We start from the raw sequence: 22,033 nt of genomic DNA on the forward strand, positions 1-22,033 counted from the left end.
ATCTTGCTAAATTCGGATGTGTAAATGTCGGTTAACAATCATTTGAAAATTAATTATCATTAAATAAAGCTGTGAGTCTAGACTATTACCAAAGACCATTTATCACTATTTCTCAACCAATAATTAGAGAGATAATAAAACAACCTCACTTAAAGAGAAAGTCTTATTGGAGTTTAGTTCCTGAAAGAGAATATAATTATTTACAAGCTAAACGATTAGTTTTAGAATATTACGATGTAGTTTTGAAAGAAATTGAAGAGATAATTTCTTCGAAATCAAGAATTTATTGGCTTCATTTATCCCGTCGAATTCTACCTAGTACTTCTGGAAAAGATAAATCACCAATAACAATAGGAGCTACAAGGAAAATCATAGATGCAGCAATTGAAAAATATGGGAAGGATGAATTTTGTAAATGTGTTGGTATAACGGGAGATATTAATATTAGTGAAGTATTTGATGGGCTTTTGTTAAGCGAATATTTCGAATATGAAAGAGAATTACTTGAAAAATTGCCTCGTCAAGTAGTGCTTACAAAATTTAACCAAACAAATATGCTTGAGTATTATACTCTTGAAAAATTAGCGTATGAAGTTTGGAAATGTGGTGCAACATTAAGAGCTCTTGGCAAAGGTGCAATAATAAAGGTTATTCATTCAGACAAGGAATATTTCACAGAATTAAGAAGTCCTGAACTTGATTTCTTAATAAACAATTATGATGATAGAAAATTTTCCTTTATCACTTCTCGTAAAGGTGTTGTGTTAGAAGATCAAGATGATAAAAATTCTGGAATTCTATTTGTACCTACATATAATATTGCAAACACCAAAATTAATATAATAAATTCCATTTTTAAGCAATTTGAAATTCCCCTTTCCTTTGGAGATGATATGGTTACTAACTTTATTCCTATTGCTTATCCCTTAAGAGGTTTTTATAACAATAATAAACCACTATTTGCCGCTTTCTCAAAAAAATATAAAATTGAGGTTGTTTCAATTCTTACTGTTATCACAGCGGTAGCCTACAGGATTTTTCATAAATTTTTTCTTGAAAAAGAACTCGGAATGGTAAAACCATTCTTCTTGAGAGGTTATCAAGGACCTATTTTGGAAAATGATATATTAAAAGAACTAGAATATTATAAAAATTTTGCATTTCTAAATTTAGATTTAAATGAGCAAGAAAAAAAAACAGTTAATATTACTGACGGTTATAATTTTTTAAAAGTAGAAAATCGAGAATTAATTGATCTTCTTTTTGCTGCACCACTAAAACTTTTCATTCCTGTTTCTTCAAATAGATTAATTATTGATTATAGTAAAATACCCCAAATATTAGATGATTTAATGTTTCAAGTTGGTATAGATAATGAAAATTTCAAGGGAGACTTATTTGAACTTGTTACAAACAAAACAAAATCTATTTTACCAAATAATCAATGCTTTGCCTTTGATAATTCATCCAAACAAATTGATTATGCTATCGCCATAAACAATATTATTATTATATGCGAGTGTAAACTCAAGGAAAACTCCATTGGATATTATAAAGGTAATATGGAGTCAATTGAAAGCCGGAGAAAGGAAGTAATTGATAAGTCAATCAACGAATCAAATGAAAAAGCTATATGGCTATCACGAAATCCTAAAGGCAAAAATTATGATATCTCTAAGTTTAAGTATTTACTTCCGGTAGGTTTATCGGCTTTTAAAGAGTTTACGCCTTCCACAAACAAAAAGTATTGGATATCCGATACTATTCCAAGAGTTTTAACAATTGAAGAGTTCAATAAAATCATAGACAATAAATCAGTTTCAGATGAGAGCTATAACATAATAGAAATTGAAAAATCAACCGATCGCTCGGATATCAACAATCGTTAGCGCAGTTTTGCAAACTGTGCCCATAACGAGAAGCCCGATCGCTCAGATATCCACAATTGTTAGCGCAGTTTTGCAAACTGTGCCCACAACAATGAACAAATTAACATTTAGACAAACTTCATGGGATTACTTCATACCTCGCAATGACTAAAACAAGACGCTAGAAAATAAACCCGATCACTTCGATATCTAAAATCGTTACCGTACTTTTGCAAACTGTGCACACAACGAGCAGTAAATAATAGCAATGGGATTTCTTCGTTCCACGTAATTCCTTAATGCAATCGCCCAAAAACAAAACCAACTGAAATGAAAAAGATTCTTATTATATTTTCAATAGTTACATTCTTTGTTTCTTGTAAAGAAACAAAGACCAAAAAAGCGGCCGAAGTTAAAAATCAACAAGTTGACAGCACAGCAAATCAAGTGATAGAAGTTGCTGCGTTCAAAGGGCAACAAGTTACCGGAGTTACACTTACTGATGCCGGGCGTATTTTTGTAAATTTTCCGAGATGGAGAAAAGGAGTTGATAATTCCGTCGTAGAAATAACAAATACGACCGTTCAAAAAAGCTATCCGGATGAAAATTGGAATTCTTGGGAGATTGGACAGCCAGTTGTAGCCAATAAATTTGTTGGAGTGCAATCAGTAATTGCCTTTGAAAACCAATTGTATGTTTTAGACACCAGAAGCCAATTATTCGAAAATGTACTGGATGCGCCTCGTCTTTTTGTTTTTGATCTAACAACTGATAAATTAGTTAAAACCTATGTTCTAGATAAAAACAGCTACCACCCTGATTCTTATATCAACGATCTTAGGATAGATAAAAAAACTCAAAAAATCTATCTTACTGACTCAGGAAACTCTGGTATTGTGATCATAGACATTAAATCCGGTCGTTCTAGAAGAGTTTTAGACAATCATAAATCAACAGCTGCCGAACAAGGCTTTTTGACATTTGGAGGCAAAAAATGGAAAAATACCATTCATTCTGATGGAATAGCCTTAGACACTGTAAACGACCGACTTTATTTTCACGCCCTTACAGGATACAGTCTCTATTCAATTGCAACAAATATGCTTAATTCTGAAGATGAAAAAAGCATGGAAAAAAGCGTTAGATTTGAGGCAAAAACCGCCGCACCGGACGGCATGCTATTTGACGACAACGGCAATTTATATTTTGCCGATTTAGAAAATAATAAAATCCAGTATCGAAAACCAGATGGCAGTATTCACACTTTGGTAGAAGGTGATATGATAAAGTGGGCAGATACATTTAGTATATATAACAACTATTTGTATTTTACAAACTCAAGAATAAATGAGGTTACAGCTGATATCTCAAATTTGACTTTTACTTTAAACAAAACAAAATTAGCCAAATAGTAAAAAAAGTTTCTTAACAAATCCAGCATTTGCAGTGGATACAAAGTTTACTGATTTGAAACAATCGTTTATAGTTTCAATCTATGATGTAAAATGGGTTTGATTTTTCGGACCCATTTTTTTTATCAAAAAAAATAAGTTTCACTACTTTCACAACTTACAATGTTACAGCAATAGTTGTGCAAAAAATGGAATTGAATTTCAACAGCAATAAAAGATGCCGATCGCTTGGATATCCATAGTCGTCAGCGCAGTATTACTTCGCCCGATCGCTCAGATATCCACAATCGTTAGCGCAGAATTGCATTCTGTGCCCATAAACGAGGGTAGATAAAACAAGTCAGAAAGTTATAAAAACATTTAAAACCAAACCGATGAAATTACTACATACCACCTTGCTTTTAATATTTAACCTGACGATATTCGCGCAATCGAATGCATTTGCTGGTGATTACAATCGCACTTTTAGCAAAGAAGGAGATCATTTAATTGAATATAAATTGACCTTACATCAAGATGGCACATTCGTATTTCATTCCTATTCTAAAATCAAAAATGGAGTTCCACCTGAAGTGAATAAATACGGAAAAGGAAAATGGACTGCGAAAGACAATGTCATTACTTTTTCTTCCAACAAACAAGAAGACTTTGATGCAAAATACAAGTTGCATTTCAACAATTCCAAGGCGAGATTTGTTACTAAAAATCCCAGAGATAAATCGGACCGAATCATCAAGACCAAACTAACGTTTGTAGATTCAGAAATTCAGTGGATACAAAGGCTGGATGTTTTTAAAATATAAATAGGCATTACAAATTCTTCAATAGTGTTCGTTTGCAATGACTGCCTATTTTATTTTTGTGTTTAATTATTTGTTAAAAAAGCTAGACAATAATTTTAAAATTGTATATTTGATTATATTAAATAATTATAACCTAAAACATTGATTATGAAATTAGTAAAAACAATTAGCGCATTTGTATTATTAGGAATAATAACTATTTCTTGTGGACAAAAAAAACAAGCTGAATCTTCAGAAATGACTGATTCTACCGCAGTAGCAATGGATACTGCCGTTGTAGCGGAAACATCAAACATTGTCGATGTTGCAGCAGGAAATGCAGATTTCTCCACATTAGTTACTGCCGTAAAAGCAGCAGGTTTAGTAGAAACGTTAAGTGGTGATGGACCTTTTACGGTTTTTGCACCAAATAACGCCGCATTTGCAAAACTTCCAGCAGGAACTGTTGATGGTTTGTTGAAACCCGAAAGTTTAGACAAATTGAAAGCAATACTGACGTATCATGTTGTAGCAGGAAAATTTGATGCTGCTGCGGTGACTGATGCAATAAACAAAAATAACGGAAAATATAGCGTTACAACTGTTCAAGGTGGTAGTATTGTTTTGAGCCTGAAAGACGGAAAGGTGATGTTGACTGACGCAAATGGAGGAACTTCAACAGTTGTTCTTGCTGATGTAGCCGCTTCTAATGGAGTAATTCATGCAATTGACACCGTTGTTATGCCTAAATAAGGTTTTAATTTAGCAATCCAAAAACCGTTGCAAAATTGTAACGGTTTTTTTTTATGGATTTTTACCAACAAATAACAATTACCTTTTTTGTGCCACTATATCGTCATTAACTAACTTTGGCGTCGAAATATTTGTTTTAAAATAAAATGAGAGTTAAAAATCGATTTTGAAAAATTAAAAAATGATTTCTAAAACTTCTATTATGCACTTGTATAAAATTTTAATTTTTATTTCCGCGACGCTGATTGGTTGCCAAAATAAAGAAAACAAGTCAACGCAAACCACAAATACAGAAATTGGTTTGGATACCGTTGCCGGTTTTGAAGAAAGCAAAGAGAAAACCATTGATAGTACTGCAACTATCGAAACTATAAATACCCATAAATTAGTACTGACAACCAATGCGCTACAATTAGTACATAGAAAAACAGGTTCAACTATTGAAATTCCTTTTGGTAAACCCATCGACCAGATGATTGAAATTACAACTACTGCGCTGCAATCCAAACCATCATCTATAGGAATAAATAATGAATGCGGCGCCGGACCATTAAAAATGGCTTCTTGGAACAATGGTTTAACATTAGTATTTCAGCAAAAAAAATCAGATAAAACAAACTCAGAAACCGATTGGAAATTTGCGGGTTGGTATATGGGTATTAGTTCCGGCAATGCACAAAAGGTATCGACGATGGCCGGAATTAATATTGGATCGACCAGAGCTGAAATGGAAAGTGCTTATGTAATTACTGTTTCCCAAACCACTTTAGGCTACGAATTTTCAACTTCGTCAGGATTGTATGGTATTTTTGATGGTCCGAAAAAGGAAGCTAAAATTACAAGTTTATGGAGCGGGCTAAGTTGTAATTTCAGATAAATTAAAACAGGAAAATAGTTATACAGCATAAAATCTTAAATAGGAAATTATTTTTTTAATTTCTTGTATTTTGGCATTATTGCCTTGATTCTGAATTGAGCAACATGAATTCCATAGTTAATGTCTTTATAAGCAACGCCAAAAAATTTCAGCCTAGAATAAAGCAATTGCGACTATTACTACTCAACCAAAGCGTCTATTTATAAAGCCATTGAGATATAAAAATCGAGTTTGAAAGTAATTTTTAAAAGCAATACTGAACTGGAATAAGTCGAAGAATTGCAAAATGCAGAATCATTTGCTTTGGTTCTTATGAAAATGAAACGTAATCAGTAGCCCTGATGGAAGCGGCATCCTCGCAGTCCCGAAGCATCGGGACTGCGAGATACAGCGGACAGCAGGAAATTTCGTCCTTGAAAAAACCATTCGTTCTGCTCCTAAAAAGCGGCATACCTTGCCCGTTCATAACTCCATACCATTTCTCTTTAATACCAATTTCTAAATTCCTAATTTGCGCCTTTAAATTAGAAGGAAAAATGAAGGTCTGTATTGCCGAAAAACCAAGTGTAGCCCGCGAAATCGCATCCGTTTTAGGAGCCAATACCAAACACGATGGATATTACGAAGGTAACGGCTATGTTGTGACGTACACCTTTGGTCATTTATGTACCTTGAAGGAACCGAACGATTACAAACCCCACTGGAAAAGCTGGGATTTGAATAACCTGCCCATGCTTCCCGACAAATTTGAAACCAAAGTGGTCGAAAATTCGGGTATTCAAAAGCAATTCAAAATCATAAAAAGTCTGTTTGACAAAGCCGAGTTGGTCATTAACTGTGGGGATGCCGGGCAAGAGGGAGAACTCATTCAGCGCTGGGTGATGAACGAAGCCAATTATAAAGGCGAAGTAAAACGCTTGTGGATTTCATCCTTAACCACTGAAGCCATCAAAGAGGGTTTTGAAAACTTAAAACCATCTGCCAACTACGATAATTTATATTACGCAGGCTTTTCCAGAGCCATTGGCGACTGGTTACTCGGTATGAATGCCACGCGTTTGTACACCGTAAAACATGGCGGGTACAAACAAGTATTGTCTATCGGACGGGTGCAAACCCCAACATTAGCGATGGTCGTGAACCGATTCAAGGAAATTGAGAATTTCAAGCCGCAACCGTATTGGGAGTTGCAAACCTTGTATCGCGACACGCTTTTCAGCTATGAGGAAGGACGCTTTTTGAAAAAAGATGATGGAGAAATTTTGGCCAATAATGTCAAAGAAAGTGAGTTCGAAATTGTCTCTGTTGAAAAAAAGAACGGTAATGAGTTTGCTCCTAAACTGTTTGACTTAACGGGATTACAAGTGTATTGCAATACCAAGTTTGGTTTTACGGCCGATGAAACGCTTAAAATTGTACAGACTTTGTACGAACAAAAAGTAGTCACGTATCCTAGAGTCGACACCACGTTTTTACCCAATGATATTTATCCAAAAGTAGCCGGTATTTTGCAAAAGTTGACCAATTATGCCGCGTTGACGCAACCACTTTTAGGAAAAAAGATTAAAAAATCGACCAAAGTTTTTAATGACAAAAAAGTAACCGATCACCATGCGATCATTCCAACGGGGATTCAAACCAATTTACAATACAATCAGCAACAAGTGTATGACATAATTACCAAGCGCTTTATTGCCGTGTTTTATGACGATTGTCTGGTTGCCAATACTACAGTAATTGGGAAAGCAGCTGATGTAGCTTTCAAAACCACCGGAAAAGAAATCTTAAAAAAAGGCTTTCGAATAGTTTTTGAAGACACAAACGTCAAAGAAAAAGAAGCCGATTTATTACCCAGTTTTATTGTAGGCGAAAAAGGGCCACACGAACCCTCGTTTTTAGAAAAGGAAACAAAGCCACCCAACCAGTTTACAGAAGCCACTTTATTGCGGGCCATGGAAACCGCAGGCAAACAGGTGGACGACGAAGATTTACGCGAATTGATGAAAGAAAACGGTATTGGTCGTCCATCCACACGAGCTAATATTATTGAAACCCTTTTTAAACGGCAATATATCATTCGAAACAAAAAACAAGTACTGCCAACACCCACAGGAATTCAGCTCATTGATACTATTCAAAATGATTTGGTAAAGTCAGCTGAACTCACGGGTTCTTGGGAAAAGCAGTTGAAAGATATTGAAAAAGGGACTTTTACCGCCGCCTCGTTTATCAACAATATGAAACGCATGGTTGAAGTTTTGGTGTATGAAGTACGCAGTGAAACCAAACGTGCCAATATTTCGCATAAAGGAAGTGTTCAAAAACAAGAAGCTGTTGTCGAGAAAAAGAAAGCGATAGGAATTTTGGCGGAAGCCTGTCCGAAATGCAAGAAAGCGACGCTGATTAAAGGGAAATCAGCTTATGGCTGTGGCGATTACAAAGCGGGTTGTACGTTTCAATTGCCCTATACTTTTGCAGACAAAAAGATATCTGAGAACCAATACTTGCGATTGCTTCAAAAAGGGTCTACGGTAAATTTAAAAGATTTCAAAACAGATGCCGGCATTGTGGAAGGTTTGCTTCGCTTTGACGAAAATTTCAAACTCAAATTAGAACCTAAGAAAACTTTGGCGAAAGCCATTCCAGACGAATTAGCTTGTCCTAAATGCCAAAAAGGAATCGTTCTCAAGGGAAACACGGCTTATGGTTGCAGCGATTATAAATTGGGTTGTGATTTCAAAGTCACTTTTGATATCGTCAGAACTAAACTAAAAGATCAAAAACCCACTAAAGAATTGGTATACACTATTTTGAAAGAAAGTATTTGATACCATAAATTTAAGTTTAACCCTATAAAACATAGAAGAATTTTTAAGCGAACTGCAAAAAGGAGTGCTTATATTTCCTAATATGACTAATATGGTACAGTTTTAAAAGCGGTTGCACTTGATACAAGAAAGTGGAATATAAGATCATTATTTTGCAATACCAAAACTAAAAAAGGAGACTGTTTTATTTTTTCATAATTTAGCCTTTCAAAAAAACATCAAAAAATTTCTATATAATGTTTCAAAAAATAACTCTTGCACTGCTATTGTTAGCTACTGTTTCCTGTAAAAACTCCGAATCAAATGAAAAAGATAAAATCAAAGTAGCACGCTGGTTACTGGGAAACTGGGAAAACAAATTGGCAGACGGAAAGCTTTCCGAAACTTGGAAAAAAGTAAATGACAGCACCTTTCAAGCACAGTCCTACTTTATAAAAGAAAAAGACACCTTGCATTTTGAAACCATAACATTAAAACAAAAAGGAGAAGAATTGACTTATAATGCAGCCGTAATAGGACAAAACGGTGATAAGCCTGTTACTTTCAAACTTACCAATTTAACCGAAAAACAATTGGTCTTTGAGAATTCAAAACATGATTATCCGAAAAAAATCAGTTATACACAAATAACCGAAGATAGTTTAGTAGCTGAAATTTCTGGAATTCTAGCAGGAAAACCAAGTTCAGAGAAATTTTCGATGAAGAAAATCAAATAAAAATTAACATTTCATACTCAAATCAAAACCTTGCTTTAAAAATGCGAGGTTTTTTTATGCCGCTAAAATACTGAATTTCAACAATGTAAAAAGTATTTTTAAACCACTATTCATATTTAATCTAAATAAGTTTGTTAAATACAAATGACTTTCTATATTTGCACCGTTATTTTTAATTATTCCAAATAAATGAATAAAAAATGCTTTTTAATTGGCTATATTGTTTCGATAATGCTATGCAGCTGTACCGACGATTCTGAATATGTGCCCGTTATTAACAATAAAATAGCCATTGGAAAACTGATTTTTTTTGACAAAAGCCTGTCAAACCCAATCGGTCAAGCATGTGCTTCTTGCCATGCGCCTGAAACTGGCTTTAGTGATCCTTTGCACAGAGACATTTCAGAAGGAGCTGTATCTGGTACTTTTTCAAGTATCAATTCTCCAAATATAGCTTACAATATATTTTCCCCAGAGCGTATTTATAACGCTAAGGATGAAACTTATATCGGTGGATTTTTTCTTAATGGACGATCTTTAAGCCTAAAAGAACAGCTCATTCATCCCTTCATAAGTGCAGTAGAAATGAATAATGGAAATATTGCAAACGTTGTTTCCAAAATAAAAAACAGTTCCTATTTTTCGGAAATAGAAAAAGAATACGGATTAGGAAAGACTGACAAAGAATTAATGTCTTATGTTGCCGATGCTTTAGCCGCTTTTGAAACATCTAAAGAAGTAAATTCATTTACATCTAAATTTGATTATTTCTCCAAACAATTAATAAAATTTTCAGATACTGAAAAGAAAGGTTTAGCCATTTTTCAAGGAAAAGGGAAATGTGCACAATGTCATGTTTTAGAACCGGATGCCAGAATGGGCAAAATTCTATTTACTGATTTTAGTTATGACAACATTGGAGTTCCTAGAAACGAAAAAAATCCATTTTATAATCAATCAAAAGCCATAAATCCCGCGGGAGCGAACTTTATTGATTTAGGGATTGGAACGGTAGTTTCGCAAACCAAACACAATGGGAAATTTAGAGTTCCAACATTACGAAACATTGCTGTTTCGGCACCATATTTTCATAACGGATTGTTTAAAACGTTAAAAGAAGTCATTCATTTTTATAATATTCGAGATGTAAATCCCAGCGAATTCGCCGCCCCAGAAGTACTTGAAAACGTAAATAGAGATGAATTGGGCGATTTAAAAATGACAGCCGACGAAGAAAAGCAATTAGAAACGTTTCTTGGAACACTAACCGATCATTACCGAAAATAATTTTTTATAATAGAAAAAACATTGTATGAATTTTAATAAAATAATACTTGCCCTTGTTGCTTTAGCTGGACTACAAACCATACAGGCACAAAAAGATACGGAAAATATCTTGAAAGAAGTCATTGTAAAAGGGTTCAAAACCGTAAATGGTGTGGGTCATATGACCGATAGCAAAGACGGAATAATATATGCCGGCAAAAAAAATGAAATTATTCTTGTTGACAGTCTCGATGCCAATAAAGCCATTAATAATACGCGTCAGATACTGGGAAGAATCCCAGGATTAAATATTGTAGAAACGGAAAGTAGCGGATTTACTGCCAACGGAATTGCAACACGTGGGCTCAATCCATCGCAAAGTATCGAGATGAACACGAGACAAAATGGCTACAACATCAGTGCTGATACTTATGGTTATAATGAATCTTATTATATTCCACCAATGGAAGCCGTAAGTCGTATCGAAATGGTTAGAGGTGCAGCATCGTTGCAATTTGGTTCACAATTTGGCGGTTTAGTCAATTATGTTACTAAAGATGTTCCAAAAAACAAACCTTTTGAATTCATTACTTCACAAACTATAGGAAGTTACGGTTTGTATAATTCCTTTAATTCTGTTGGTGGGAATTATAAAAAAATAAGTTACTATGGATTTTTACAATACCGTAATATGGAAGGTTACAGACCCAATAGTCAGCAATCACAAGTTTCTGGGTTTGGAAAAATACAATACAATCATTCCGATAAATTAAATTTTGGTATTGAATATTCTTTGCTTCGAAATAAAATAAAAATGCCGGGAGGATTAACCGATAGTTTATTCTATGCTAATCCAAAAATATCAACACGTGCAAGAAACTGGCTAAAAAGCCCATGGAATATCATAGCGGCTTACGCCAATTATACGCCTTCGGAAAATAGCCTTTTGAGTGTCAAGTCAACTTTTTTGTTTAGTAGCCGTTCATTAGTTTGGAGAAATGAAGACGGTGGTGCAGCAGCGACAGACGACATTGATCCTATTACAAATGCTTTTGTTCCTAGAGAAGTAGGAATCGAAAAAATGAATAATAGTACTACCGAAATACGTTTTTCACAAAATTATTCCTTAGGCAACCAAAAATCAACTTTTGCAGGCGGTTTTCGCCAAAGCTCTGCTTGGTTTAAGCGTCAAGGTGGTGGAGAAGGAACAACAAATAGCGATTTTAATTTGTCAATTTCAGGAGATTGGGGATATGATTTAGAATTCACAACGACCAATCTAGCTCCGTTTGTAGAAAATATTTTTAAAGTCTCCAAAAATTTTACTGTCACACCTGGATTCCGGTTTGAATATTTAAGAAGTACCGCTAAAGGACATAAAGAAGTAGAAGGCGACATTCAAATTACAGATGAAGTTAGAAATAGAACTTTTGCATTAGCAGGACTTGGATTGGAATTAAAACCAGCAAAAAACACCAGCATATATGCCAATATTAGTCAAGCTTATCGCCCGATAGATTATAGCCAATTAGAACCTTTTGGCGTTAGCTCAAAAATTGACCCGAACCTTAAAGATTCAAAAGGATTTAATAGTGATTTAGGATACAGAGGTACGATTAGAAATTATCTGAATTTTGATATTGGTGGATTTTATATGGCTTATAACAAACGTATTGGCGTGACGTTGGCGACAGACCCTATCTCTGGAGATTATTATTCTGTTAGAAAAAATATTGCTAATAGTGTACATCAGGGTATCGAAAGTTATATTGAGTTTAATATTCTTAAATACTTCAATTCACAATCTAATTTTGGTTTAAGTATTTTCAATTCCTTTGCCTATGTAAATGCAAAATACACCACAGGAGAATTTAAAGGAAAAAGAGTCGAGGCCGCAGCTGAAACCATAAATCGCGTGGGTTTAATTTTTAGCACTAGTAAATTATCAACCACTTTTCAGGTTAATTCTGTTGGAGATGCTTACGGTGACGCTTCAAATGCAATGAGCAGCGAAGATCCGGTTGCGGGTTATATTCCAGCCTACACAGTTTTAGACTGGAGTGCTTCCTACAAATTACAAAATTTCGCAATTAGGTTAGGTGCCAACAATTTAACTGATAAATCATACTTTACCCGTAGAACAGATGAATATCCTGGGCCTGGCATTATACCAGCGGTAGGAAGAAGCTTTTATTTAGGTTTTACAGCTAAATTTCAATAAATAATATTTAATTTTTCTTTTTTAAAGATAAAAAGTTATGACCAATTTGCGCCTAATTTATTTTTAGTATCGGTAACGAATAAACAGATAGTAAAATTACCAAATCGCAACTTTCCATTAAACACATTTCATTTTGAGATGTGTTTTTTTTTTGTTAAAAAACACATCCTGCAAGATTAAATAAAATAATTTGGATTAATGCCAGTAGTACTTTTTTTCTTAAATAATTTTTAATATTCTCATTTATAGTAATTTAAAATTCATTTTGTTTTTAATTAATATTTAGTCTAAATAAGTTTTGTTAAATCAAAAGTGGGTTATATATTTGCATTATTATTTTTAATTATTCTAAATAAACAATCATGAAATATATTTTGCTCCCAACTTTAACCTTATTATTTAGTATGGCTGGCTTTGCACAAGAAGCAGCAAGTAGTATTGAAAAAGCAAATTCAATTGAAACATTTGATACTGTTTCAGATACTATAAAAAATAAAAAAGGGGGAATTCTTAAAGAAGTTATTATAACACAACCACAAAAATCAGTTTCAGCGGTACGATCAGGTTTAAAACCAATGGATGTTCCGCAAAGCGTGCAAATAATTGGTGCAGAAATCATAGCGCAACAACAATCAATTAGATTAAGCGATGTAATAAAAAATGTTAACGGTATTTACGTTGGCTCTATACGCGGTGGGGCTCAGGAATCTTTCTGGTCAAGAGGCTACGATATGACCGCTAACAACATGTTTAAAAATGGTTTTCGTTTAAATGGCGGTTCAATTCCAGAAGTAACTTCATTGGAAAAAGTAGAAATATTAAAAGGAAGTGCTGCATTATTATACGGAAACGTAGCTCCGGGAGGAATTTTGAACATGGTAACTAAAACCCCTTCATTCAAAAAAGGAGGAGAGATTGCTATGCAATTGGGCAGCTATTCTTTTTACAAGCCGTCAATTGATATATATGGTCCTTTGAATAAATTTATCGCCTACCGCTTTAATGGTACTTATGAAAATTCGGAAAGCTTTAGAGATGTTGTAAAAAAAGAACGTTATTACATTAATCCCTCTTTTCTTTTCAAAGTGAGTGATAAAACCGAAATTACTTTGCAAGGAGACTATTTAAAAGACAATTGGACACCTGATTTTGGAACGGGAAGCATTGGAAAAGAAATTCTCGATCTTCCTCGTAGTCTTTATTTAGGGGCAACTTGGTCTAATGGACAAACCAAAACAGCATCCATTTCCGGATTGGTAAGCCATAATTTTAATGAAAACTGGAAACTAGATTTTAATACTTCAATGCAAGATTACAACAGAACGTCTAAAGGAACAGAACGTATCGTACCTGCAACTAATGGAGATTGGAAACGACCATTGGGAGAAAATAAAAACTTAGAACAAATCATAGGAGAACAATTCAGTTTGCAAGGAACTTTTACAACGAGAAAAGTGAAACACCAATTATTTGCTGGTATGGATTTTGAAAACTCCTTTTTACAAGCCTATACCTTTACCTTTTCTCCAACAACTTATGGTAGCGGTACTATTTTTGATTTTGATAATTTTGATCAAGGTGGAGCTATACCAAATTCAAAAAACACCAAAATAGTAAAGACAGATACCAATCGTTTTGGAATTTACGCACAAGATTTAATTTCAGTTACCGAACAATTTAAGGTTTTGGCAGGAGTACGTTGGTCTTGGCAAGAAGCACATGCGGAAACATCAGACATGATAAAAAACACCATTACGGAGGAGAAAAAACGTATTGATGAGGCTTTTTCGCCAAAAGTGGGACTGGTATTTCAACCAACAAAAAACACCTCTTTGTTTGCGAGCTACGCTAACTCATTCACACCAAATACTGGATTTACAGTAAATAATGAAGTAATTAAACCTTCGGTTATAGATCAATATGAAGTTGGAGTTAAAAAAGATTTCTGGAGAGGAATATTAAGTACTAACGTAACTTTATATCAAATTACAAATAGCAACTTAGCTCAGACTGCTGAATTTAAAGCAGATGGTGTTACACAAAATATAGATTCTAACGTAAAGGTTTTGAGCGGAGCAACTAAAAGTAAAGGAGTAGAAATAGACATCACCGCAAAACCAATTGATGGTTTGAATATCATGGCTGGTTACAGTTATAACGATATGCGTTATACCAAAACTTCAGGATTAAACGGAAGCAATATTCAGGGAGACCGTTTGGCTAGAACGCCAGCCAACACTGCCAACTTCAGTTTATTCTACAAATTACCAACAGGCGTATTAAAAGGATTGTCTGTAGGGTCTATGGCTAATTACATTGGAAATAGATTGGGCGGGTGGAATAACCAATATGATTCAAAGATGCCAAATGGGGTTTGGGAGAGAGAAATTCCTTTAGACGGTTATACCACTATTGATGTATCTGCGGGGTACGAATGGAAACAGTTTTCAATCCTTTGCAAATTATCTAATATTACGAATGAATTGAATTATACTGTTCATGAAAATTATAGTGTGAATCCAATTGCACCACGCCAAGTAATGACGAGTTTAAAATATAAATTCTAATTAAACCTTTTATTAAAAAAAGAGTCTAATTTTTTTAATCATTTTAACAGACCAAAAACATGAACAAAAAGACCTTCAGAAATTTACATCGAGATTTGGGCTATTTCTATATTGGACTTATCGTATCATTTGCTTTATCAGGACTGATGATGAATCACCGAGATTCTTGGCAACCTGAAAAATACACAACTGAAACCAAAGCCATAGAAGTACAACTTCCTGCAGAAAGTGAAATCAACGAGAAATTTGCTGAAGATTTAGGAAAAAAATTAGGTATCGATGACAAGATGAGACGCCATAATGTAAAGAAGGATGTCTTTAAAATCTCTTTTGAAAACCATGATGTCGAAATTGATATAAAAACCGGAAAAGGAGAAGTGGTCTCTTTCATGAAAACACCAATTATCAGTCAATCCATGATATTACATAAAAATACTTCCAATTTTTGGATATATTATTCTGATATTTTTGCTTTAAGCTTAATTACCATTGCATTAACCGGAACAATAATGATAAAAGGAGGGAAATTCAGTTTCAAAAAAAGAGGGTGGAAACTGGCATTAGCCGGCGTTATTTTTCCTATACTATTTTTGATTTTACTGAGTTAAAAACACTGTTCAACATAAATATCCAATCCTCGTTTAGTAATAAACGAGGATTTTGTTTTAAAAAAGAAAGCGCGTTTTACTATATTTGAACAACCAACAAAAAATGAACCCGAAAAAATCATTATGAAAAATTCAAACAACAACCAATTAAAGAAAAGTTTAGGTTTAAGTTTTGGTATTGCAGTATTAATTGGCGGTACAATTGGTGTTGGAATTTTACGTACACCAGGTATTATTGCTGGTCTGTTAGATAATTATTGGCTAATAATTGCTTGCTGGATTTTTGGTGGCATATATATCTTGATTGGTGCAAACTCCTATGCAGAATTAGCCACAATGTTGCCCAAAGCTGGAGGATCTTACAATTATATAAAAAGAGCTTTTGGGGATTATGCCGGTTTTCTATCAGGATGGTTTGATTATATTGCAAATTCTGTTCCACCTGCATTTTACTGTATCGTTATCAGCGAATATCTTGTTATTTTATTTCCAAGTTTGGAAAATCAGACTACAATTATTGCTATTGCTTTTTTAATTGCCTTTACCGTACTTCATGTAAGTGGAGTAAAAAACGGCAGTTACTTCCAGCAGTTGACAAGTATTATTAAGGTCGGAGTTTTTGTGGCCTTAATCGTCGCTTGTTTTATGTATTCGGGAGTCCAATTTAATCCTATTGAAAAAGACACTCCATTTTTTGAAATGGGAATAATATTTGGATTTTTTAAATCACTTCAATTAATAATTGGTACTTATGATGGTTGGTATGCCGTTTGCTTTTTCGCAGAAGAGGATAAAAACCCAAGTAAAAACATTCCTAAATCATTATATACCGGAGCCATAATTGTCATCGTACTTTATGTTTTAATAAATACGGCATTCTTTCATGTATTGCCCGTTTCCGCATTAGCTAATTCACCATTGGTCGCTGCAGATGTTGCTAAAGTGGTATTTGGAACTAGGGGTGCAATTATAGTAACCGTTATAGCCATTTTTTCTTTGATTAGTATTCTCAATGCCTATATGATGATTCCAGCGCGCATTCTGTTTGGATTGAGTCGCGATGGCTTTTTTATTCAAAAAGGGACTAAAATCAACAAAGGCGGCACTCCCATAATAGCGCTTTTAGTCTCTTCATCAATTAGTTTACTACTGATTTATATCGGTTCCTTTGAAGTGCTTTTTTCATTTGGAACCTTCATGTCAGTTATTGTTTGGGGATTGGCGTATTGTTCGCTTATAAAATTGAGAAATAAAGAACCCGATTTACCCAGACCTTATCGCTCTTGGGCTTATCCTTGGACCACGATACTCGCGATTACTGCTACAGTAGCATTATTGATTGGTTTTGCTTATGGCGACACTAAAAATTTTATAATTATTCTTGTTATTTCAGGACTTTCCTACCCTGTTTTTTTGCTTTTAAATCGAAGAAATAAAAAGGATTCGGTTTAAATTTTGATAGAGATTTCGTTAATAACAAGTGGTACAACCGTACCTATTTCAAACAAAAAAATCCAAATTCTGCAATATCAGGATTGAAATATAAATTTTAAATTAGGCTATATTTTATTTCAATCCAGCCAACCTATGCTTCATAATTTCAATATTAGACAAGGTATCGACGGCGCAGCATACATAAGAATTACTAAAAAAATTATCGTCTCAAAGTAGCTTTAGGCTTTGTTACCCTGCACATCCCTTTTAATTTTAAGATGAAAATTAAAAATCGACGTATCATCATTAAAAGCGGATACAAAGATTAAAACTTCGCTCACAAAGTTTTTAAAAAGGTTTAATAAACTGGCAACTTTTCTTGGAAGTACTGTGAATTTTGCAACCTTTTTCACAAATTGTGTAACACTCCTTTTTATTAAGAAGTTGACCTTTACTAATAAGGATCCATTACAATTAAGTTCCTTTACAATAGATAAAAATCAACCATCGGAATTTACAACAACTGCAACGCAGCAGAAAAAGATAAAGATTGTGTTCACTACTATGCAAATGAAGATTTTCATAATAACAAGAGAAAAGAAAAATAAAAACAAGATTTCAACGGAGTAAAATTATAATCCCAAGTTAACAAAAAACAAAATGAGCACCACAAAAAATTTGAATAACAAAGAAGCCATTGACAAACTGAAAAGTTTAGTTGATGAAATAATGATTTGTCTTTTCTGCACCGACCTTGAAACAGATGATGGCTCTACGTGCCGACCGATGTCAGCTATAAAAGTTTGTGACGAAGGTAATATTTGGTTTTTCAGTGAAAAGAACAGCGATAAAAATAAAGCCATAGAAAAAGGTAAAAATGTGCAACTCTTTTTTTCGCATCCTGGTAAAAGCAGCTATTTAGTTGTAAACGGTGAAGCAGAAATAATTTTGGACAAAACAAAAATTGAAGAACTATGGACACCAGTAGCTAAAATTTGGTTCGAAGAAGGTAAAGAAGATCCCAATATTTCAGTAATAAAAGTAAGTCCAACGACAGCTTATTATTGGGATACGGCCGGCAACCAAATGATAAACTTTATTAAAATGGTCGCTTCCGTTGCCACAGGAACAAATTTAATTACTGGCAATCAAGGAGCTTTGAATGTATAGGAAATAATCAAATTCAATAATTCCTTTCTTAAACAATTTTTAAGATCAATTTTATTTGTTTAATGAACATTTTATCACTCTAATTCTAAAATAGTAAAATATAGAATTAGTAAAAAGTTCTATTTTTGCAACTTGTGTAAACTCCTTGTTCGTAAATATAATCAGAATTTTGATTTTCAAACATAAAAAATCCCAATGCTGAAATATCAGGATTGGGATTTGATTTTTACATAAATAGGCTGTTTTTTATTTCAATCCTGCCAAACTATGCTTGATGGTTTCAATTTTAGATAGAGCATCTGCTTCTTTCTGAATTTCGTTATCCAAAACTTTTTGCGGTGCACCAGCCACAAATTTCTCGTTCGCTAATTTGCTTTGAACTGATTTCAGGAAACCTAGTGTATAGACCAACTCTGCCTCTAATTTTGCAATTTCTTCTGCTACATTTATATTTCCGGTAATAGGAATAAAATATTCATTTGATTTTACACGGAAAGACAAAGCGCCATCTACTTTATCGGAAACGTATTCCAGATCAGTTATGTTCCCTAATTTAGTCAGAACCGAATCAAAATAGGTTGAAGCTTTATCATTATTTACGATTTTCAATTCAATGGTATCTTTAAATGGGATATTTTTGTCTTTACGAATCGTTCTGATTCCAGAAATCACTTCAATTGTATTTTCGAAATCTATAATTAAAAGAGCGTTAAAAGGTTTTAATTCTGGCCATGTGGAAACAATTAATGCTTCTTCAGTAGTTCTTTCAGCAAGAATCTGCCAAATTTCTTCTGTCAAGAACGGCATAAACGGATGCAATAACTTCAAGTTGTTTTCGAGCATTTCAATCGCTTTTGCAAAAGTAACGCTGTCAATTGGTTGTTGATATGCCGGTTTTATCATTTCCAGAAACCAAGAACAGAAATCGTCCCAAACCAGTTTATAAATTGCCATTAAAGCATCGGAAATTCTATATTTCTCAAAATTATCCTCGATTTCTACAAGGGTTTGTTGCAATTTAGCTTCATACCATTCAATTGCCACTTTTGACGATTCCGGTTGCGGAATAGCATCCGAAAGTTCCCAACCTTTTATTAGTTTAAATGCATTCCAGATTTTATTCGTGAAGGCTTTTCCTTGGTTACATAATTCTTCATCAAACATAATGTCATTCCCTGCAGAAGCGCTCAAAAGCAATCCTACACGAACTCCATCAGCACCAAATTTCTCAATCAAATCCAAAGGATCGGGTGAATTACCTAGTGATTTAGACATTTTACGTCTTTGCTTGTCACGTACCAGACCAGTCAAATATACATTTGTAAATGGTTTTTTACCAGTATATTCATATCCTGCAATAATCATTCTCGCCACCCAAAAAAACAAAATATCCGGGCCGGTAACTAAATCATTGGTTGGGTAATAATATTTAAAATCCTCGCTTTCCGGATCCATTATTCCGCCAAAAACTGACATTGGCCACAGCCAAGAAGAAAACCAAGTATCAAGAGCATCAACGTCTTGTCGCAAATCTTTTATTTCAAGTTTCGAATTTAAGGTTTTGGCTTTTGCCAATTCTAAAGCTTCTTCGATAGATTCAGCAACCACAAAATCTTCTTTTCCGTCTCCATAGAAATAAGCAGGAATCTGTTGTCCCCACCATAATTGACGAGAGATATTCCAATCACGTATATTATTTAACCAATGTGCATATGTATTATTAAAACGAGCAGGGTGCAATTTAATTTCACCATCAACCAATACCGATTTAATGGCAGGCTTAACCAAATCTTCCATTTTCAGAAACCACTGATCTGACAAACGAGGCTCGATAACTGCCTTCGTTCTTTCAGAAGTTCCCACTTTATTCAAGTGAATTTCTGTTTTGGCCAAAGCGCCAATAGTCTCTAATTCTTTGGCAATTTCTTCCCGAACTACAAAACGATCTTTCCCTTGGTAATGCAATCCAAAACTATTTAAAGTCGCATCTTCGTTGAAAATATCAATAATTTCAAGATTATGCTTCTCTCCCAGCGCCTTGTCGTTACTATCATGAGCCGGAGTCACTTTTAAACATCCCGTTCCAAATTCGATATCAACATATACATCTTCAATAATTGGAATCACTCTGCCGCAAATAGGTACAATCGCTTTTTTGCCTTTTAAATGAGCAAAACGTTCGTCATTTGGATTGATACAAATAGCAGTATCCCCAAAAATAGTTTCTGGACGTGTGGTGGCAATAGTTAGGAAATCTTCACCTCCTTCAATTTTATATTTTAGGAAATATAATTTCCCTTCTTGTTCTTCATAAATTACTTCTTCGTCAGACAAAGTAGTTTTTGCTTCAGGATCCCAGTTTACCATTCGGTATCCTCTGTAAATCAATCCTTTATTATATAAATCCACAAAAGAACGAATTACAGAAGCTGACATGTCTGGATCCATGGTGAATTTTGTTCTCTGCCAATCACAAGAAGCACCCAATTTTTTCAATTGGTCTAAAATTACACCACCATATTTATCCGTCCATTCCCATGCATGAGCCAAAAATTCCTCACGAGTCAAATCATTTTTATTGATTCCTTCGGATTTTAATTTAGCAACAACCTTAGCTTCAGTAGCAATAGAAGCGTGATCTGTGCCAGGAACCCAACAAGCATTGAAACCTTTCAGACGCGCTCTTCTTATCAAAACATCCTGAATTGTGTTATTCAACATGTGTCCCATATGTAAAACTCCAGTTACGTTAGGCGGAGGAATTACGATGGTATAAGGCGTTCTATGATCTGGCTCTGAGTGAAAATAATTGTTCTTCATCCAGTAGTCATACCACTTATTCTCAATAGTTTTAGCGTCAAATTGTGCAGGAATTGTCATTTTATCGTAAATTCGTTTATTCGTTAAATTAGATTGTATGTTTGTTCAGTTAAATGAATAATCAACTAAACAAATAACCTTTTAAAATTTGGTCTGATATTTGTAATTAATAGTGGGAACAAAAGTAAATAATTAAGTACACTATAAAAAGAGAAATAAATATTTGTACGTTAATTAAAACAAAGTACATTTACTTTAACGAATTTAAAAAAATAAAAATGAAAAAAATAATTACTTTAATGGCAATCCTGTTAGTAAGCAGTGTGGTTTTTGCCCAGTCTGGAGCTAAAATTGATTTTTCAGCAAAAGACAACACTATAGATTATGGTAAAGTATCTAAATCAAGTGATAATGGTATTCGAGTTTTTGAATTTACAAATACAGGGAATTCTCCTTTAATAATTACCTCAATACAGTCAACAGCAAATTGCACGATATTATCGAGTACAAAAGATGCAATACTGCCCGGTAAAAAAGGAAAAATCGAGATAAAATACAATATGACTGCAGGGCCAATTCGAAAAACAATTACGGTTGAATCTAATGCAGTGAATTACGATGAAGGAAGAGTAGCTCTAAAAATAAAAGGAGAAGTTCTTGCCAATTAAATTCCTGATTTAATACTATGTAGCGCTTTATGAAAATTTCAT

Annotated in this window: 15 protein-coding genes; 14 read left to right on the top strand and 1 reads right to left on the bottom strand. The window is 34.0% G+C overall.

Annotated elements, in window-relative coordinates; translation table 11 throughout:
* The first annotated feature begins 71 nt into the window (after nucleotides 1-71).
* The 13 genes from C4S35_RS14885 (at nucleotide 72) to C4S35_RS14950 (ending at nucleotide 18,503) form a co-directional block, all read left to right on the top strand.
* On the top strand, nucleotides 72-1,889 hold the full coding sequence (locus tag C4S35_RS14885) for a hypothetical protein (protein ID WP_104000938.1): 1,818 nt from the start codon (nucleotides 72-74) through the stop codon (nucleotides 1,887-1,889).
* A gap of 309 nt (nucleotides 1,890-2,198) precedes the next feature.
* Nucleotides 2,199-3,281: an L-dopachrome tautomerase-related protein gene (locus C4S35_RS14890; RefSeq protein WP_104000939.1), complete on the top strand. Its 1,083-nt coding sequence runs from the start codon at nucleotides 2,199-2,201 to the stop codon at nucleotides 3,279-3,281.
* Nucleotides 3,282-3,655: 374 nt separating this feature from the next.
* Nucleotides 3,656-4,084 carry a copper resistance protein NlpE N-terminal domain-containing protein gene (locus C4S35_RS14895; RefSeq protein ID WP_104000940.1) on the top strand — a complete coding sequence of 143 codons (429 nt, stop codon included), beginning with the start codon at nucleotides 3,656-3,658 and terminating at the stop codon, nucleotides 4,082-4,084.
* Between the two features lie 147 nt (nucleotides 4,085-4,231).
* Nucleotides 4,232-4,816: a fasciclin domain-containing protein gene (locus tag C4S35_RS14900; RefSeq protein WP_104000941.1), complete on the top strand. Its 585-nt coding sequence runs from the start codon at nucleotides 4,232-4,234 to the stop codon at nucleotides 4,814-4,816.
* Nucleotides 4,817-4,997: 181 nt separating this feature from the next.
* Nucleotides 4,998-5,693: a hypothetical protein gene (locus C4S35_RS14905; RefSeq protein WP_104000942.1), complete on the top strand. Its 696-nt coding sequence runs from the start codon at nucleotides 4,998-5,000 to the stop codon at nucleotides 5,691-5,693.
* Nucleotides 5,694-6,229: 536 nt separating this feature from the next.
* Entirely contained in the window at nucleotides 6,230-8,521 is a 2,292-nt protein-coding gene (locus tag C4S35_RS14910; RefSeq protein WP_104000943.1) for a DNA topoisomerase 3, read from the top strand.
* 236 nt (nucleotides 8,522-8,757) lie between these two features.
* Nucleotides 8,758-9,237 carry a DUF6265 family protein gene (locus C4S35_RS14915; protein WP_104000944.1) on the top strand — a complete coding sequence of 160 codons (480 nt, stop codon included), beginning with the start codon at nucleotides 8,758-8,760 and terminating at the stop codon, nucleotides 9,235-9,237.
* 189 nt (nucleotides 9,238-9,426) lie between these two features.
* Complete coding sequence (locus C4S35_RS14920; RefSeq protein WP_104000945.1) at nucleotides 9,427-10,524, top strand: cytochrome-c peroxidase; 1,098 nt, start codon at nucleotides 9,427-9,429, stop codon at nucleotides 10,522-10,524.
* Nucleotides 10,525-10,549: 25 nt separating this feature from the next.
* The gene (locus C4S35_RS14925) at nucleotides 10,550-12,724 is read left to right on the top strand and encodes a TonB-dependent receptor family protein (RefSeq protein WP_104000946.1); all 2,175 of its coding nucleotides are present in this window, start codon (nucleotides 10,550-10,552) and stop codon (nucleotides 12,722-12,724) included.
* Between the two features lie 362 nt (nucleotides 12,725-13,086).
* The gene (locus C4S35_RS14930; protein WP_104000947.1) at nucleotides 13,087-15,291 is read left to right on the top strand and encodes a TonB-dependent siderophore receptor; all 2,205 of its coding nucleotides are present in this window, start codon (nucleotides 13,087-13,089) and stop codon (nucleotides 15,289-15,291) included.
* 59 nt (nucleotides 15,292-15,350) lie between these two features.
* On the top strand, nucleotides 15,351-15,899 hold the full coding sequence (locus C4S35_RS14935; protein WP_104000948.1) for a PepSY-associated TM helix domain-containing protein: 549 nt from the start codon (nucleotides 15,351-15,353) through the stop codon (nucleotides 15,897-15,899).
* Nucleotides 15,900-16,022: 123 nt separating this feature from the next.
* Entirely contained in the window at nucleotides 16,023-17,351 is a 1,329-nt protein-coding gene (locus tag C4S35_RS14940; RefSeq protein WP_104000949.1) for an APC family permease, read from the top strand.
* Between the two features lie 642 nt (nucleotides 17,352-17,993).
* Nucleotides 17,994-18,503: a pyridoxamine 5'-phosphate oxidase family protein gene (locus tag C4S35_RS14950; RefSeq protein ID WP_104000951.1), complete on the top strand. Its 510-nt coding sequence runs from the start codon at nucleotides 17,994-17,996 to the stop codon at nucleotides 18,501-18,503.
* A gap of 246 nt (nucleotides 18,504-18,749) precedes the next feature.
* Here C4S35_RS14950 and C4S35_RS14955 read toward each other — a convergent pair whose 3' ends face one another.
* Nucleotides 18,750-21,383 (bottom strand): valine--tRNA ligase, encoded by a 2,634-nt coding sequence (locus C4S35_RS14955; RefSeq protein WP_104000952.1) that lies wholly within the window; start codon nucleotides 21,381-21,383, stop codon nucleotides 18,750-18,752.
* Between the two features lie 218 nt (nucleotides 21,384-21,601).
* Here C4S35_RS14955 and C4S35_RS14960 point away from each other — a divergent pair, with 218 nt between their 5' ends.
* Nucleotides 21,602-21,991 carry a DUF1573 domain-containing protein gene (locus C4S35_RS14960; protein WP_104000953.1) on the top strand — a complete coding sequence of 130 codons (390 nt, stop codon included), beginning with the start codon at nucleotides 21,602-21,604 and terminating at the stop codon, nucleotides 21,989-21,991.
* The last annotated feature ends 42 nt before the right edge of the window (nucleotides 21,992-22,033 follow it).

It is taken from the genome of Flavobacterium urumqiense (assembly GCF_900108015.1).
GTDB classification, from domain to species: domain Bacteria; phylum Bacteroidota; class Bacteroidia; order Flavobacteriales; family Flavobacteriaceae; genus Flavobacterium; species Flavobacterium urumqiense.